The following is a 15,917-nucleotide window of genomic DNA, read 5'->3' on the forward strand; positions in this document are numbered from 1 at the left end:
GACGCGGCGCGTCATGCAGCGAGATGCGCAAAGCGCGTGCCGGTTCCGTCGTGACGGGCGGGCTCGACAATTGCTAGGCGCACTTCAACGATGAACGCAGGACGATGACGATGGCGCACATGCCTCTCACGCTCGAATGGCCGGATGTCTGCATTCGAATCTCGCTGGCGGTGCTCGCCGGCATCCTGATCGGATATAACCGGAGCGAAGCGGGCAAGGACGCCGGATTGCGCACGACCTTGCTCGTGTGTCTCGCCGCGTGCCTCGCCATGCTGATGACCAATGCGCTGCTCGGGCAGGCGGGCAAGGCATCCGATTCATTTATTCAACTGGATCTGATGCGCTTGCCGCTCGGGATACTGTCGGGCGTGGGCTTCATCGGCGCGGGAGCGATCCTTCGCAAGGACGGCCTCGTCAAAGGACTGACTACGGCGGCGACGCTGTGGTTCGTGACTGTCGTGGGCTTGTGCTTCGGCGCCGGTCAGCTCGGGCTCGGCATCGCGGGGCTCGTGCTGGGCATCGCCGTGCTGTGGTTGATGAAGGCCGTCGAAAGCCGCTTGTCCTGCGAGATTCACGCGGAACTGCGCGTGACTTATGAGCGAGGTGGATTCTCGCGAGAGACGCTCACCGATTCGATGCGCGCAGCCGGATGCCGCCTCACCAGCGTGGCGGGATCGGCGAAAGGAGCGAAGTGTATGGAGGAGCGATTCGAAGTGCGCTGGCACAGTCCGCCCGAAGTCCGACGCGTGCCGCCGTTCAACGAATCGGCGATGGCAGCGGGTGCTTTGGAGTCCGAGTGGAGCATCGTGCGATGATGCAGACGCTGAATGTTCGGAAGGCTAGCGCAATGGACTATTGGCTCTCAGCGCGCTTTGACGTATAAATTAAACGCCATCGTGGATGGTGACTTCAGGAGTGCAAATGCTGATAAGGTGCGTGGCTTGCAACAAGCTGATTTACTCCGATGATGCACGAGAGGACGACACTTGCCCGGCATGCGGTTCCACGGAGACTGTGCACATCGCGATGGGTTTTATCTTCGATCAGGCGGTGAACGTGCCGGAGCAATCGGCTTGGCCCCCGGAACGGCGCGACGCTGCCGAATCGATTCGCGGGAAACCTTAGAGTTATCCGCTACGGTTGATTGAAACGCATGCTTCTTTCCGCCGCTTCCCTGCTTTGAATGTGCGCTTGTTTTCCCCTCTCCGAGCGCATGATCGCCCGCCTGATGGCGGGCTTTTTCTTGCTGGCGTTATTGCGACATCACGACTTGCGCAATGATGCCCGACGCCACTGCGACCAGCAGATAGTCCGCGCCGACGCCTACCCATTGATATCCGCGCGGCGGCTGGCGCAGCTTATGACCGCGCCAGTCGTCTACGACGTATTGGCGATTGCGGTAATCGGACGAGAGGCGCTCGCCCTTGTGCCAGTCGGAATATCGCGGCTCGTTGTTCGCATGCTCGGGCGGGCGGGGTGCGTTGCGATCGTTGCCGTGATTGTCGTACGTCTGCGGGCCATGACCCTGCGCGCCGGGACCGCCAGGTCCACCCGGTCCGCGGTAAGACTCGTGATTGTTGTCCGGACCGCCCGGCGATGGCTGCGCGAAGACCGCGCCCGTTGTCAGTCCGATGCTCGCGCACACGAGCGCAGCGACGATTCGACTCTTCTTCATGTTGTTTCCTCTCCGAAGGTTGCAAAGGGATCGATGCACCGGACTTTACGCAATGAACGCAGAAAAGGGCGTGAGGATATGTAAGCAACGCTTTCCGTTGATTACACGCGGCGCGCGTGGGTCATACAGCGAACGGAAAGGTTTCAGGCGTCTCGTGCGTCTCTTGCGATGTCTCGATCGCGGCGACGGCGCGCGTCGTATCGAACCACACGAATGCATCGAATTGCGCGGGCAGGTCCGCTTGCGCGTAGTGGCTATACAGTTCCGTATCCGGCCGATAAATCACGCCGATGAAGCGTTCGAGCCGTTCCTCGCGCAACGCGTCGCGCAGCGCATCGTCGGTGCCGGGACGCAGATCGACGAGACATGGACTCACGCCCGCGAGATGGAACTGATGCTCGTAGCTGTCCGCGCGCGATGGCCGCACGCGCATGATCTGCATCGGCTCGTCCCAGTCCGACGCCGCCGCGACCGTGCCCGCATGCGTGCCGAAGCCGATCAGCGCGGCGGCGTCGCCAAAGCGTTCGCGGCATAGCTGACCCACGTTGAGCTCGTCGCGCATGCGGCCCATTTCCGTCGCCGATGCATCGCCGAGATGCGAGTTGTGCGCCCACACAACCGCGCGCGCATCCGGACCCGAGGCATCGAGCAGGCTCGCGAGCGTGTCGAACATGTGCGTATCGCGCAGGTTCCAGCTTCCGGCCGAGCCGCTTTACATCGCGCGATAGTACTGTTCGGCAGCCGCGACGAGCCGCGCGTTATGCGTCGCGTCGAGCAGGCCGGGATCGTTCGACGTCGATGCGAGGCGCCGGTCGAGCAGATCGCGCAGTTGCGCGATCACGGCCTTCTCGCATTTGCCGAAACCCGACCGCCACGCGGCGCGGCCATAGACTGCCGGATTTTTCTGCCACGGCGTGAGGCATCCGTAGCGCACGCGCGCAATGCGCGCCGCGCCGGGATCGTGTGCGTCGAGATAGGCGAGCACGGCGGAGATCGACTCGGAAAGACTGTAGAGATCGAGTCCGTAGAACGCGGCGCGGCGCTCGACGGGCAAGGTCGAATTGTGCTGGCGCAGCCATGCGATGAACGCGGCGAACTCCGCATTGCGCCACATCCACGTTGGAAAACGCCTGAACGGACGTGCTTCGGGCCGCGCGCGCGGGCGTCCGCGCACGTGTTCGTCGATGATCGCGGCATCGGGCCAGTCGGCTTCGACCGCGACGAACCGAAAGCCATGCCGCTCGATGAGACGCCGCGTGATCGCGGCGCGCGCTTCGTAGAACTCGGCGGTGCCGTGACTCGCTTCGCCGAGCAGAACCACGCGCTGGTCGGCGAAGCGATCGAACGCGTGTGCGAAATCCGCCGCGTCGAGCGCGGGCAAACGCACCGCCGATGCGCGAATCAGTTCGGGCAACGAACGCGCGGCCGGCTTCGCCGGTTCGGGCCGATCCGCATCGATGGCCGGCGCCTCGCTCCATCCCGCCGCGCCGATCGACGGCACGAACATCACGCCGCCGAGATCCTCTTCGCTGAACGCGTGCTCGCTCATGCGCGTGAACTTCATGAGCCGCTGAGACTCGCGCGCATCGCCGACGGGCATGATGAGCCGCCCGCCGATGCGCAGTTGCTCGCGCCATGCAGCGGGCACGCCGGGGCCGCCCGCCGCGGCGATGATCGCATCGAAGGGCGCATGCTGCGGCAGCCCCAGCGTGCCATCGGCGTGATGCACGGCGACGTTCGTGAAGCCGAGGCGATCGAGCAGCGCGGCTGCGTCGTCGGCGAGGTCGAGATGACGCTCGACCGTATGGACGCGCTTCGCGATGCACGCCGCGATCGCCGCCGCATAACCCGAGCCGGTGCCGATTTCGAGCACGTGATCGTCCGGCTGCAGGTCCGCGGCTTCGAGCATCAGCGCGACGATGTACGGCTGCGAGATGGTCTGATTGGCCGCGATTGGCAGCGGGCTGTCCGCATACGCGAACTCGGCGAGCGCGGGCGCGACGAAGGCATCGCGCGCGATCGCGCCCATGCATTCGAGCACACGGGCGTTCGTGATGCCGCGACCCTTCAACTGGCGCTCGACCATCGTTTCGCGGGCATGCACTGAGGCATCCATGATGTTTTCCCATAAACCAGACGTTTCGAATGGCAGCAAGCGTCAGACCCAGTTCGACGATGCCAACGCGAGCGCGGAACACCTCTTGCTGGGGCTTCGGCACGGCTCACAGCATACGGACATGGATGACATCGACATCGAACTCATCGCGCGCAACGCACGACGTCACCCGCACCGCGCCAGCGTCCGAAAAGGCGCTGGCGGGTCTCATGCGGGGCGCGCTCGGCGTCGTATTCGGCGATATCGGCACGAGCCCGATCTATGCGCTGCGCCAGGGCGTGAGCGAAGCGGGCACGGTCGACGCCGCCATCGTGATGGGCATTCTATCGATGATCGTATGGGCCGTCGTCATCGTCGTGATGGGCAAGTACGTGTGCTACGTGATGCGCGCGGACAACGAAGGCGAGGGCGGCATCGTCGCGTTGACGGCGCTCGCGCGCTCGGACTACGAGCAGCAGGGGCGGCGCGTGCCGCATCTGTTGCTGATGGCCGGTCTCTTCGGCGCGGCGATGTTCTACGGCGATTCGATGATCACGCCCGCGGTCTCCGTGCTTTCGGCAGTGGAAGGGCTCGCACAGGTGAGCGCGAAGTTCGAGCCGTTCATCGTGCCGCTCGCGGTGGCGATCCTCATCGCGCTCTTTCTGTTTCAGCGGCGCGGCACGTCGGTCGTCGGCAAATCGTTCGGGCCGGTCATGCTCGTATGGTTCGTGTATCTCGCGGCGGTGGGCGTCTATCGGATCGCGGAGCATCCGGACGTGCTGCGCGCGCTTTCGCCCGCTTATGCGGCGTCGCTCGTGGTCGCGCATGCGGGGCTCGCGTTCACGATTCTCGGCGCCGTGATTCTCGCGCTGACCGGCGCCGAAGCGCTCTACGCCGATATCGGTCACTTCGGCAGGCGCGCGATACGCATCGCGTGGCTCGTCGTCGTGTTTCCGGCGATCATCATCGGTTACTTCGGGCAGGCCGCGACGATTCTTCATCAGCCGGGCGCGGCGAAGCAGCCGTTCTTCTACGCCGCGCCTTCATGGGCGCTGATTCCGACGGTGTCGATCGCGCTGCTCGCGACGGTGATCGCATCGCACGCCGTGATTTCAGGCGCTTTCTCGATGACGAGTCAGGCGATCGAGCTCGGCTTTCTGCCGCGCCTGCGCGTGATCGAGACATCGGCATCGCATCGCGGGCAAGTGTACGTGCCGGCAGTGAACGCGCTGCTCTACGGCGCGGTGATGTTTCTCGTGCTCGTGTTTCGCAGCTCGGACCGGCTGACCTCGGCATACGGCATCGCGGTCGGTCTCACGATGCTGATCACGACGGTGCAGATGGTGAGCGTTTCGCGCAACATCTGGCGCTGGCCGTGGCTCGCGGTCGCGCTGCTCAGCGTGCCGTTCATCGCGATCGATGCGCTGCTCGTCGCGGCGAACGTCCACAAGATTCCGCAGGGCGGCTGGTTTCCCGTGGCGATCGGCGCGCCGCTCTTCGTGTTGATGGCGACATGGCATCGCGGGCTGGAGCTTGCCGGACATCATGCGTCGTGCGCGAAGCCGCTCGCGGATTTTCTGCGCGATGCGCTGCAACGCGCGGAGCCGCCCGCGCGCGTGCCGGGCACCGCGGTCTATCCGGGCAGCACGCCGGACGCGACGCCTTCCGCGCTCACGAGCAACGTGCGCCATAACCGCGTGCTGCACCAGACGACGGTGATCTTCGCGAACCGCTCGGAATCGGCCCCGCGCGTCGACGAGCACACGCGCATCGAAGTGCGCGATCTTGGCGCGGGCTGCTACGAAGTGATCTCGCGACACGGCTTCGTCGAGCGGCCGAATCTGCCGCGTCTGCTCGCTTCGCTCAACGGCCACTTTGGCGACTGGCGCTTCGACCCGAAGCACACGGCCTACTTCCTGCCACGCGACGAAGCGGCGCCCGGCTGCTCGCACGGGCAAATGCGGCGCTGGCGCGAGCGCCTCTTCGGTTCGATGTCGTTCCATTCGGCATCGAGCGCGGAATATTGCGGACTTCGAAGCGAAGACGTCGTGGAACTCGGCGTGCAGGTCGCGCTTTAACTCGCACTTATGCAAATACACAACGTAAAGGCGACCCGTCCGCTGCTCGCCGTGAGCTTCTTCGCAGCGGACGTGGAAGCGGGCGTCGGCCCGTTTCTCGGCATCTATCTGCAATCGCACGGCTGGACGACGGACCGCATCGGCACCGTGCTGACCATTGGCGGCATCGTCGGCATGCTGGTCACGACGCCCGCGGGCGCGCTCGTCGATGCGACCTCGCGCAGGCGCGCCATCGTCGCGGCCGGGAGCGCGCTGTCGATCGTCATCTGACTGTTCCACGGCTTCTGGCCCGTCACGCTCTCGCAGATCGCCACAGCCATCGCGGGCGCGACGATGGGCCCGGCGCTCGCCGGTCTCACGCTCGGCATCGTCGGACGGCAGAATTTCGACCGTCAATACGGGCGCAATCAGGTGGCGAATCAGGCGGGCAATATCGCAGCGGCGGCGCTCTCCGGCTGCCTCGGCGCGTGGCTCGGCATGCCGTATATCTTCGCGCTGAGCGCGGCGTTCGGCGCGGGCTGCATTCTCACGGCGCTGTGGATTCCGCCTGGCTCGGTGCATCGGCATTACGCGCGCGGCTTTGCGAAAGACGATGCCGACGACGCCTCCGATATCCACCCCGACGCCCTGCGCGTGCTGTTGCACAACCGGTCGCTGCTCGTGCTGTCGGCGGCGCTCGCGGCGTTCAATCTCGGCAATTCCGCGATGTTGCCGCTCTACAGCCTCGCGGTCGCATCGACGCATGCCGCCGATCCGAGTCACGTGACGGCCGCCAACATCGTCATCTCGCAGATCGTCATGCTGATCGCGGCGGCCTACGCGAGCCGCGCGATCCGCCGCTTCGGGTTCTGGTGGATCATCCTCGCCACGCTCGCGACGCTGCCGCTGCGCGCCGTCACGGCGGCGTTCGTCCCGCTGACGTGGGGCGTCCTGCCGGTGCAGGTGTTCGACGGCCTCGGCGCGGGATTTCAGAGCGTCGCGGTGCCCGCGCTCGTCGTGCATCTGCTGCATGGGAGCGGCCGCGTGATCTGGGCCAGGGCGCGGTGCTGGGCGTCGAAGCGGCGGGCGCCTGTTTTAGCCCGATGCTCGGCGGCTGGATCGCGCATCAGTACGGCTTTTCGGCCGCGTTCGTGGCGCTCGGAAGCCTGTCGGTCATATCGTTCGCGATCTGGGTCGGTTATGGACGGCGCGTGCGGGAAGCATGCGACACGCGGCGCGACGAACTCGGCAAGCTGTCCGACGTGGATTCGTCGACGTTAGTGCCCTGACAACGATGGCGGCACGCGGAATGCGGGCTTCGTTCTGCCGAAACCACAACGGAGATGCTATGAATCCCGACGCCCACCAACGCATGCAAAGACCGATTCCCGACGTCGACCCCGATCCGGCGCCGCCGCCCGACGGCGATCCCGATTCCATTCCGCCGGACGGCACGCCGCGTCCTATCGGCGATCCGCCTGATCGTGCGCCGCCGGAACGGGTCTAAGCATTCCCACGATCACTCCGACACGTCGTTGGCCGGCAGCGCGTCGGCCTTCGCGTTCGCGTGTGTCTTCGCGGCTTCCATCGCCATGTCGAAGTTTTCGACGGGGCGGTCGCGCATTTCGGTGAAGCCGTCGGCGTCGATCGTGTAGGCCCAGGTGCATTGACCGGTCGGATCGTGATCGATGGTGATTTCGACGGTATGTCCGTTGCGAACGTAAGTTTCGGTCGACATGATGTGCCTCTCGATGTGGTTCACGACATGCCCGCGCCGCGCAGGCGCTTGAGGGCGAGAATCGCGGCGGCGGGCACATGCACGGCGCCGAAGCCGAGCACGAACACGACCCACGCGGGTATCGGCAATTCGAGCGTATACGCGCCCATTGCGCCGAACGCGAGCGCCACCACGATCAGCACGAAATGCGCGGTGCGGCGCTTGCCCGTCCCGCGCGTGAAATTGGGAATTTCGTAGTGCGTGTAGCAGACGATCGCGCCCATCAGCGCGGCCGCGACGATGGCCTGCCACGGAATCACGGTTTGTTCGAACCGGGCGGCACTGGGTTCTTTTCCTGCGACGACGGCAATGCGTTTTCCGATGCCTCGTGGCCGCGCTTCGTTCGCGCGTCGAGCTCGGCTTGCTTCGTGTCTTGCGAGGACGGCGGCGCGGATTCGTCGCGGCCTAAGGGTTCGTCCATGTCGTCGGCGGTGGCGTGCGGCACGGGTTTGTCCTGCTGCATGATGGCCTCCGGAATGCGATGAAGCGGCGCGCGGAACGCACGCCTCTATGTCGGGCGGAGCAAATGCTGGTCCCGGTTCGGCGCTCGGCGCGCTCTTTGGCCTCACCAGCCTTGCGCGCCGCCGCCATTCGTCGACGGGCTCGTCTTGCCGTTCGTGCTGCCGCTGCCGTTCAGGCGCGGCTGCACGCCGCCGGAGCCGGTGGTGGTGGTGTTCGTACCTTTCCCGGCCGCGTTCGATCCGTTCGCCGTGCCGCCGACGCCGGACTGGCCGCCCGACGGACCGCCATCGGACGGGGAAGCGGCGGTGTTGCCCGCCGCGTTCTGCGCGCTCGACGGGCCGTGGCTCACGCCGGGTTGCGTCTGCGCGGCCTCGGCGAATGCGCCGCCCGAGAGCCCGAGCATCAAAAGGGAAATCGCGAGTTTGCGGGTCGCTTGCATGACGTGTCTCCGGAAATCAGTGGTTCACGCTTCGTATCGCGCAAGCCGCGTTCCGGGGCCGATCCTTTCACTCCAGCCCTTCGTGCTCGAATGCGAGCTTGACGGCGGGCCGCTCGCGCATGCGGTGGTAGAACGCCTGCAGCTCGGCGGGCATATCGACGTTCATCTTGCGCGCCCATGTCAGCATCGTGAAAAGATACGCGTCCGCGGCGCTGACCTCGTTGCCGAACAGATAATCGCCGCGCAGCATCGTCGCGATGAGCGCAAAGCGCTGACCGATTTTCTCGCGCGCCGCCGTGGCTTCCGCGTCGGCGGCTGGCCTGAACACGCGGCCGGACTGCTTGTGGATTTCCGTCGATATGAACGCGAGCATTTCGATCAGGCGCAGCTTGCCGTCGTCGCCGGAGGGCGCGAGCGATGGCGCCTGTTGCGGGACCCAACACAGAATCGCGATGTTCTCGGTGAGACGCTTGCCGTCGTCGAGTTCGAGGACGGGCACGTAACCTTTCGGATTGATGTCGTTGAACGGCGTATTGTTTTCGGTGCGTTTCGACGATCCGCCGTCCGCCGTCCATGACGGCGGCGGTTCCTGCCCCGCGCGTGGCGGGCTTTGCCATGTTCCACACACCTGACACAAAAACACTCCGCCTTTGCAGCGTGCTCGCGAGCACGGCGTTCGGGCTCGTCTTCGCGCTGGTGCGCTTCGGACGAAGCATCGAGCCGCAATTCGTGCATTGGTCGGCGAGCGCGTTCCTGTATGCCGCGGTGCTCGTCGGGTTCGAGTACTCGCGGGGCAATCTCGTGCTCGTCGGGCTGCTGCTCCGCGCGCTCGCGGCCACCAACATGCTGATCATCTCCGGCCTGCGATCGTTCGACGGCAAGCCGCCGTTTCACGCGTGGATGCTCGCGCCGGTCATCGGCTGCGCGGCGATGCATATTTTGCCGGCGTCGCTCGGCGGCCACGGTCCGGGCGCATCGATCGTATCGACGATCACGCATGCGGGCGACACGATCAGCGTCGCGGTTTCCGCGGCCATCACCGGCATCACGCTCTGGTCGAGCGGGCGGCGCGAGAAGAGCCGTGCGAGACGCATCGCCGGACTCGCGATGCTCGGCTATCTGCCGGGCTACGCCGTGACGCTCGCGGCTTACTTGTTCACTGTTCCGCGCCTCAACCTGCTCGCGCTGATTCCGACGCTCTCCGACCAACTGCTTCTCGGCGTGCTCAATCTCGGCCTGCTGGCGATTTCCGCCGAGCGCGCGCAACAACGCCTACGCGACGCCGCGCTGCGCGATCCGCTGACGGGCGTCTGGAACCGCGCCGGATTCGGCCGTTACGCGACGCGTCTCGCCGCGCCGGGCGCCACCGTACTCGCGATCGATATCGATCATTTCAAGGAGATCAACGATCGCCACGGTCATCTCACCGGCGACAACGTGTTGATCGAACTGGCGCGGCTCGCGGGCGACGAAGTCGAATCGCTCGGCGGCGAGTTCGGCCGGCTCGGCGGCGATGAGTTCGTCGCGATTCTGCCCGCGTCGCGCGCGGCGAATGCGCAGGCCTGCGCGAACCAGATCCACGAGGCGTGCCGCAAAGTCACCGAAGGCATGCCCGAATGGACGACGAGCATCGGCGTATCGCAGATCGGGGCGAACGAAAACGGCTTTCACGACGCACTGCAACGCGCCGACGTCGCGCTTAATCGCGCGAAGGTGGCGGGGCGCAACAAGCTCACTGCGTAAGTGATGAACCGAGTCCCTGACGCAGCGTCCGCGCCGCCGCTACCATGTTGCGCAGCGCGGGAATCACTTCATCCCATTGCCGCGCACTGAGCCCGCAGTCAGGATTGACCCACAGGCCCTCGCCGGGAATGCGCTCCGCCGCCTTCGCCTGCTGGTCGAGAAAGAGCCGGTAGGTCCACGTGATGCGATCGCTTCGTTCGGCGAGTACTCGATACCTGTCTTGATTGAGGTCTCTCGGTCGACCATGGGCGGGCGACGACGCGAGAACGTTCGGAATCCTTGACGCTGTGCTTGCCCGATGATTTTGACGCTGGGTTCACCATCGCCTTCGCGGGCCAGAAAACCGCCGAGCATGGCGACCAAGCGCACGACCTCATTTAGACGCAGTGAGCTCTTCGGCGGCTTCTTCTTGTTGAGAATGAACGCCGCTGTGAGAGCCTCCGGGCGAAATCCCCCCGGAGCTACTTACCGCTAAATATGTGCGCTCCGCTAATCCACATATCAATTTCATTTCGCCATTTTAAATAACAGACGCAAAAAATGGATCGACCTTTGTATCGCTGCTGCATATCACGCAACCCTTCGGCTTCCTCTGCAAAGTTCGTGAACACGACCTCGGGTGCAGCGGCACTGGTAAGGAAAGTTCATCGCGCCACTCGGATCAAATGGGCTGAGCGTGGGACGGTTATAATTTCGCGCTTACCTAGCCGCGGCGGCGTGCAGAGCCTGACCGGCGCACTTGCCATGGGCACACACATCGCAGTTGTTGGCACCCGGCCTGTAAGCGTGGTATCGCCAGCTACAACGGGCTGATCGATATCTGAACGCTCGAGAAATTGCACAGTAGGTTGCCTCCTCGCCTCCTCGAGGCGGTCACTGCGTTCGACCCTCCGGTCGAAGCTTTTGGACAACATCAGCCAGCGCCTGGAGATTGAATGGCTTCGAAAGGCAGGCGTCGCAGCCGGCCTCATGCGCAAGCGCCTCCTCTTGCATGATCGCTCGGCCGGTGACCGCCACAATCGGCACCCCCATGCAAGTTTGCAGTTGCCGCAGTCGCGCGACAAGTTGATAGCCGTCCATATCCGGCAAATTCAGATCGGTGACGATAACGTCGAACTCGGACGCTTGCGCCGCGTGTAACGCCTCGGCTGCGCTCGGCGAAGTCGTAACCCGTGCGTCGTACAGGGAAAACAGCTCTGCCATTGCCTGCAACGACTCTTCGGAATCCTCGACCAGCAGCACGCGGGACCCCGCGAAGATCGAAAGGTCTGCCGGCTTGTCACCGGCTTGCCGATGAACGAACGAGGTCTCGGCCGGAAGCAAGACGACGAAGCGAGCGCCTCGACCCTCGCCTTCGGAAAATGCCTCGGCCTTTCCGCCGTGCAGATGAGCCAGCTGGCGCACCAGAGATAGACCGATGCCCAATCCGACAGCTTGCGCACGCGGCGGCACGTTGGGGGCTTGCTGGAAGATATCAAAGATCGACTCAAGCAGATTGGGGGCGATTCCGACGCCCGTGTCGGCCACCTCCATACACACCTGATTCGCTTGGTGCTGCAACCGGATGGTGACTTTTCCGCCCGGCGGCGTGAACTTCAACGCATTGCTGAGCAGATTCCAGACGATCTGTTCCATGCGTATGGCATCGGCCTCGATAACGACCGGTGTCGACGGAATGTGCACCTGTAGCTCGATCCTGTTTGCGGCGAAATCGTCGCGTACCGCCTCTGAGATCGACCGAACGACGTTCGTCAGATCGGTGGGTGCGAAGCGTAGAGAAAGCTTGCCTGTCTGAATTCGCGAAAAATCGAGCAGGTCATCGATGATCTGCGCTTGCCCGAGCACTGACTTCTGTATCGCATCGGCGACTTCGCGAACACGGCTGATGTGTCGCGCTTCCGGAAGACGAGCGAGGATTTCCGCTTTCATATGAATGAGATTGAGCGGGTTTTTCAGTTCATGAGACAGCACCGCGATGAACTCATCTTTCAACCGGCTCGATTTTCGAATCTCGGTGTAATCGGCGCGCTGCCGCGCCAGCACAAGGTCTCGCTTTCCCTGTACCAGCTTGCGTCTCGTCGCATCGTGAACGATCTTGGCAAAGCCCGAAAACCCGGGCACATCGATGCGACTCAGAAAGCCGCTGCAAAAGACGCGCTCACCGCTTTTGGTCGCATGCCAGCGCTCGTCTTCGGCACGGCCGTTATGGCGGGCTTTGTCGCGCTCGCGCGCCGGTACGCCAGCCGCGAGATCTTCAGAGGTAAAAATGGCGTCGAGGGGGCCGCCCAGCATCTCGTTGGCCTTGTAACCGAAAATGCGACTCGCGCCTGCGTTCCAGCTGACCACTACGCCATCGTCGTCGAGGACAGCAATGGCGACGTCATGCGTCTCCTGTGCAGCGAGCTTGAGCCTCTCTTCGCTTGCGCGCGCCTGGATTTGAGCGGCTTTCTGCTCTGAAATGTCGATCAGTGCGAGCACGGCCCCATCGATACGATCATCGTCAGTGCGATACGGAAGGACCCGGGCGAGGAAGGTGCGACCGTCCTTGCTCCGCACTTCCTTTTCGATCTTCTTGAGGGTTTCGAACGCGGCGCGCAGATCGTCGATCATGTCCGGATAATCTAGTCTGTGCGTCAGATGCTGAAGCGGTCGGCCGGTGTCGGTGGGCAGGATATTGAAAAGGGTGTCGGCCGGAGACGTGTACCGGTTTATGTTGAGCGTACGGTCGACGAACACCGTCGCCACGCCGACCAAGGCGATGAGGTTTTTAAGATCATCGCTCACGCGGGCGGCCTCCTGGACCTTCGTCAGGAGCTCGGAGTTCACCGTGACCAGTTCCTCGTTAAGCGACTGCAATTCCTCGCGACTCGCTTCTAATTCCTCGGTTGCCGAGCGCAATTCCTCGTTCATGGCCTGCAGCTCTTCGTTCGATGCTCTGAGCTCCTCGGCCGATTTCTGCGCGTCGTGCAAGGAGTTGCGCACGCGGCCCTCGCTTCCCGCCAATGCATGCCTAAGCGAGTCGAGCGTCTCGTCAGCAGGCTCGCCGCTCGCCGCGGAGTCCGTCGCTGGAAGTGGCGTCAACGGGTCACATGTGAGAGAGATCACATCCTCGTCCCGTACAGGGTCGTGGTAGGGCCAGAAGGACAGATCCACCGCAATCTCGCCTGATGCGGTCGAGAAAGGCAGCGCCTGTTCGTCCTGGCGTCGTCCGGCCGTGGTACAGCGCTGCATCGCTTGCCGGATACGAGGATGGGCGTCTTCACGGGTGATGTCGAAGAGATTGAGGGCACGGGCACGCCGCACGTCCTCGGTCAGCCTATGGGCATTGGCCGAACGATGGACGATGGTGCCGTCAGTGCGTACCACAATGACCGGCGGCCCAAACAGGTCGAGCGATCGTGCCGGGTTGGGCGCTTCGACATCAATCGGTTGCCTGCTGACTGGCGAAGTAAAGAACGCTTGACCGCCGCCATCGTGCGGGTGCTGTTGAATGTTGACGTAGGTCGGCAAGGGATTGGTTGCGGCGCTTGGCACCACTCGGTAGATCTTCTTGTACTTATCCACCGGCGCAAAGAGCTCGTGGGCGAAGTCAGCCGATTCGGCCGAGCCGAGAAAAAGCAGACCGTCGGGGCGCAACGAGAAATGGAACGCTTCGAAGACGCGTCTCTGGGCGCGGCGGTCGAAGTAGATCAGGACGTTGCGGCAGGAAATCAGATCGATGCGCGAGAAGGGTGGATCGCGCAGCAGATTATGGGCAGCAAAGATCACGGTGTCGCGCAGCGATTTCACCAGTCGGTATCGGTTCCCCTCCTTGGTGAAATACTGCGTCAGACGGGCAGGCGACAGGTCATTCGAAATGGCCGAAGGATAGCTGGCCGCCCGCGCGATGGCGATCGCCCGTTCATCGATGTCGCTGGCGTAGACCGTTATCCTCGGCCGATGGGGCAATCGACGCGCTGCTTCGTCCAGCAGCATCGCGATCGAAAAAGCCTCTTCCCCTGTTGCACAGGCCGGCACCCACGCACGCACTTCGTCACGGTCTTTGAGGCTTTGTATGAACTCCGCCGGCAAGGCTTTCTCGAGCGCATCAAACGCTTCGGGATCGCGAAAGAAGTTCGTGACGCCGATCAGCATGTCCGCCAGGAGTTTCGGCGTCTCGTGCGTATTCTCGGTCAGAAAGTTCTTGTACGCAGCCACCGACGTCAGCGCATTGACCTGCATGCGGCGCTCGATGCGTCGCACGATCGTGCCGCGCTTGTAATTGGAGAAATCGTGACGGGTCCGGGCACGTAGTGTGTCCAGCACCTCGTCAATTGCATTGGCATCGGGAATGAGCGATTCGATGCTGCCGATCTCTTCATCGGGATCCGACGGCGCGGGCAAGGCGATTCTCGCCGCGCTTGTGACTAGTTCCAAAAGCTTGGGAATGATCTGCGCCACCGGCAATATCAGATCAACGTCGCCGGTTGCAATCGCGTTGCTTGGCATTTCGCCGTACTGCGCTTCTTCCGGACGTTGAGCGATGGTGATGCCACCCTGTTCGCGGACGCGCGCAATACCTACTGAGCCGTCTGCGCCCGAACCGGACAAGACGACGGCGACAGCGCGCGCACCATGAGCGTCGGCCAGGCTGCGAAAAAACACGTCGATGCTTGTGGGCGGCAGCCGCGGCGGTTCCGGGTCGCTCAGGCACAGGTGTCCATCCACCATCGATAGGAGCTTGCCAGGCGGAATGACGTAGACGTTATCTTTTTCGAGCGGCACCGGGGTACTGACTTGCCGCACGCGCAAGGGGGTCACGTTTTGAATGACCTCGTGCGCGTGGCTCGTATGATCGGGCGACAGATGCAGGACCACCACGAAGGCGATGCCCGGCGCGGGTGGGGCAGTTTCGAAAAGCCGCAACAGCGCTTCGACGCCGCCCGCGGAGGCGCCAATTCCGACCACTGCAAAGTCAGGGCCCGCAGGTTTGCGTTGTTCTTTTGGGGTCATACCAGTAGCCTATTTCCTCGGACCGACTGCCGCGCGTCCGATAAAGGTTCAAGCCGGTTATCTCACGTTGAAGCGCCACGCACACAACACGTGGCAATGCCCCCATTAAAGCGCAGCAAGCCGTGCAATGATATCCAGTAAAGGCCCGGTTCCGGCACCTTTCTGACAGAAGGCGTCGAAGCTTGCCGCGACGCCCAGAGGCTGGACGGCTCGCTCGTCCATCGAGGTGAACGCGATGAGGACGGCCTCGCCGGCGCCGTCGAGCGCACGCAAACGCGCGGCGAGCTGGAAACCATCGGGCGACGGCATATTGATGTCCAGCACGGCGATGTGCGGCGTCCACGATGCGATGCGTTCGAAGGCGGAGTCTCCATTGAATGCGAAGCGGGTTTCATGACCCACGAAGGAGAGCGCAAGCGCCACGGCTTCAGCGCCAAGCGCGTCATCGTCGACGACCAGAATGCGTAGCGGACGGTGCGGGGACGCTTTCCTATCGGTCCAGATTCCGGTCCAAGTTCCGCTTTTCATGTCGGTTCAGGTGATTGCGTCGGCTGCGGTGCTGACGCAAGCACCATTCCAGGTTCGCTGCTTGCTCGTCTATGCCATGCGGTCCCGACTCCGGAACTGCAGTGAAGTTCCACGGGCAGCGACGCGGCCAGCCGCAGCCACAGTCTGGA

The 15,917-nt window shown here is 63.6% G+C and carries 11 protein-coding genes and 5 pseudogenes; 5 read left to right on the plus strand and 11 right to left on the minus strand.

Annotation, left to right across the window (positions count from 1 at the left end; genetic code table 11):
- Positions 1 to 110 precede the first annotated feature (110 nt).
- The gene (locus tag QCE69_RS35270) at positions 111 to 815 is read left to right on the plus strand and encodes an MgtC/SapB family protein (protein ID WP_309935569.1); all 705 of its coding nucleotides are present in this window, start codon (positions 111 to 113) and stop codon (positions 813 to 815) included.
- A gap of 437 nt (positions 816 to 1,252) precedes the next feature.
- On the opposite strand, the gene QCE69_RS35275 is transcribed toward QCE69_RS35270, so the two are convergent.
- Positions 1,253 to 1,675, minus strand: coding sequence for an RcnB family protein (locus QCE69_RS35275; RefSeq protein ID WP_309935570.1), 423 nt, complete (start codon positions 1,673 to 1,675; stop codon positions 1,253 to 1,255).
- 121 nt (positions 1,676 to 1,796) lie between these two features.
- Positions 1,797 to 3,791: pseudogene (locus QCE69_RS35280) on the minus strand (protein-L-isoaspartate(D-aspartate) O-methyltransferase).
- A gap of 125 nt (positions 3,792 to 3,916) precedes the next feature.
- Here QCE69_RS35280 and QCE69_RS35285 point away from each other — a divergent pair.
- The 3 genes and pseudogenes from QCE69_RS35285 to QCE69_RS35295 all read left to right on the plus strand — a co-directional run bounded on the left by QCE69_RS35285 (position 3,917) and on the right by QCE69_RS35295 (position 7,334).
- Positions 3,917 to 5,848, plus strand: coding sequence for a KUP/HAK/KT family potassium transporter (locus tag QCE69_RS35285; protein WP_309935571.1), 1,932 nt, complete (start codon positions 3,917 to 3,919; stop codon positions 5,846 to 5,848).
- A 9-nt stretch (positions 5,849 to 5,857) separates the two neighbouring features.
- Positions 5,858 to 7,116, plus strand: a pseudogene (locus QCE69_RS35290) (MFS transporter).
- Between the two features lie 59 nt (positions 7,117 to 7,175).
- Positions 7,176 to 7,334 (plus strand): hypothetical protein, encoded by a 159-nt coding sequence (locus QCE69_RS35295; protein ID WP_309935572.1) that lies wholly within the window; start codon positions 7,176 to 7,178, stop codon positions 7,332 to 7,334.
- Positions 7,335 to 7,346: 12 nt separating this feature from the next.
- On the opposite strand, the gene QCE69_RS35300 is transcribed toward QCE69_RS35295, so the two are convergent.
- The 5 genes and pseudogenes from QCE69_RS35300 to QCE69_RS35320 all read right to left on the minus strand — a co-directional run.
- Positions 7,347 to 7,565: a hypothetical protein gene (locus QCE69_RS35300; RefSeq protein ID WP_309834671.1), complete on the minus strand. Its 219-nt coding sequence runs from the start codon at positions 7,563 to 7,565 to the stop codon at positions 7,347 to 7,349.
- Between the two features lie 20 nt (positions 7,566 to 7,585).
- On the minus strand, positions 7,586 to 7,864 hold the full coding sequence (locus tag QCE69_RS35305; RefSeq protein ID WP_309834669.1) for a hypothetical protein: 279 nt from the start codon (positions 7,862 to 7,864) through the stop codon (positions 7,586 to 7,588).
- Complete coding sequence (locus QCE69_RS35310) at positions 7,861 to 8,067, minus strand: hypothetical protein (RefSeq protein WP_309834667.1); 207 nt, start codon at positions 8,065 to 8,067, stop codon at positions 7,861 to 7,863. Before QCE69_RS35310 ends, QCE69_RS35305 begins: the two co-directional genes overlap by 4 nt.
- A 102-nt stretch (positions 8,068 to 8,169) precedes the next feature.
- Positions 8,170 to 8,505 carry a hypothetical protein gene (locus QCE69_RS35315; RefSeq protein WP_309834665.1) on the minus strand — a complete coding sequence of 112 codons (336 nt, stop codon included), beginning with the start codon at positions 8,503 to 8,505 and terminating at the stop codon, positions 8,170 to 8,172.
- 67 nt (positions 8,506 to 8,572) lie between these two features.
- Positions 8,573 to 9,058, minus strand: a pseudogene (locus QCE69_RS35320) (glutathione binding-like protein); the annotation flags it as partial.
- Positions 9,059 to 9,120: 62 nt separating this feature from the next.
- On the opposite strand from QCE69_RS35320, the gene QCE69_RS35325 reads away from it, so the two are divergent.
- Positions 9,121 to 10,248 (plus strand): GGDEF domain-containing protein, encoded by a 1,128-nt coding sequence (locus tag QCE69_RS35325; RefSeq protein ID WP_309935573.1) that lies wholly within the window; start codon positions 9,121 to 9,123, stop codon positions 10,246 to 10,248.
- Here the strand turns inward: QCE69_RS35325 and QCE69_RS35330 are convergent.
- The 4 genes and pseudogenes from QCE69_RS35330 to QCE69_RS35345 form a co-directional block, all read right to left on the minus strand.
- Positions 10,238 to 10,393: pseudogene (locus QCE69_RS35330) on the minus strand (hypothetical protein); the annotation flags it as partial. The gene QCE69_RS35325 and the pseudogene QCE69_RS35330 overlap by 11 nt on opposite strands.
- A 167-nt stretch (positions 10,394 to 10,560) precedes the next feature.
- A pseudogene (locus QCE69_RS35335) lies at positions 10,561 to 10,686 on the minus strand (IS4 family transposase); the annotation flags it as partial.
- Between the two features lie 435 nt (positions 10,687 to 11,121).
- Complete coding sequence (locus tag QCE69_RS35340) at positions 11,122 to 15,240, minus strand: CheR family methyltransferase (RefSeq protein ID WP_309935574.1); 4,119 nt, start codon at positions 15,238 to 15,240, stop codon at positions 11,122 to 11,124.
- 105 nt (positions 15,241 to 15,345) lie between these two features.
- The gene (locus QCE69_RS35345) at positions 15,346 to 15,768 is read right to left on the minus strand and encodes a response regulator (protein ID WP_309935575.1); all 423 of its coding nucleotides are present in this window, start codon (positions 15,766 to 15,768) and stop codon (positions 15,346 to 15,348) included.
- Between the last annotated feature and the right edge of the window lie 149 nt (positions 15,769 to 15,917).

Origin of the sequence: Caballeronia sp. LZ032, from assembly GCF_031451315.1 — a bacterium.
GTDB lineage: Bacteria > Pseudomonadota > Gammaproteobacteria > Burkholderiales > Burkholderiaceae > Caballeronia.

Bases quoted from the DNA above. Each gene is read 5' to 3' on its own strand.
- QCE69_RS35270 (WP_309935569.1), top strand. From the start codon at position 111: ATGGCGCACATGCCTCTCACGCTCGAATGGCCGGATGTCTGCATTCGA.
- QCE69_RS35275 (WP_309935570.1), bottom strand. From the start codon at position 1,675: ATGAAGAAGAGTCGAATCGTCGCTGCGCTCGTGTGCGCGAGCATCGGA.
- QCE69_RS35285 (WP_309935571.1), top strand. From the start codon at position 3,917: ATGACATCGACATCGAACTCATCGCGCGCAACGCACGACGTCACCCGC.
- QCE69_RS35295 (WP_309935572.1), top strand. From the start codon at position 7,176: ATGAATCCCGACGCCCACCAACGCATGCAAAGACCGATTCCCGACGTC.
- QCE69_RS35300 (WP_309834671.1), bottom strand. From the start codon at position 7,565: ATGTCGACCGAAACTTACGTTCGCAACGGACATACCGTCGAAATCACC.
- QCE69_RS35310 (WP_309834667.1), bottom strand. From the start codon at position 8,067: ATGCAGCAGGACAAACCCGTGCCGCACGCCACCGCCGACGACATGGAC.
- QCE69_RS35315 (WP_309834665.1), bottom strand. From the start codon at position 8,505: ATGCAAGCGACCCGCAAACTCGCGATTTCCCTTTTGATGCTCGGGCTC.
- QCE69_RS35325 (WP_309935573.1), top strand. From the start codon at position 9,121: ATGTTCCACACACCTGACACAAAAACACTCCGCCTTTGCAGCGTGCTC.
- QCE69_RS35340 (WP_309935574.1), bottom strand. From the start codon at position 15,240: ATGACCCCAAAAGAACAACGCAAACCTGCGGGCCCTGACTTTGCAGTG.
- QCE69_RS35345 (WP_309935575.1), bottom strand. From the start codon at position 15,768: ATGAAAAGCGGAACTTGGACCGGAATCTGGACCGATAGGAAAGCGTCC.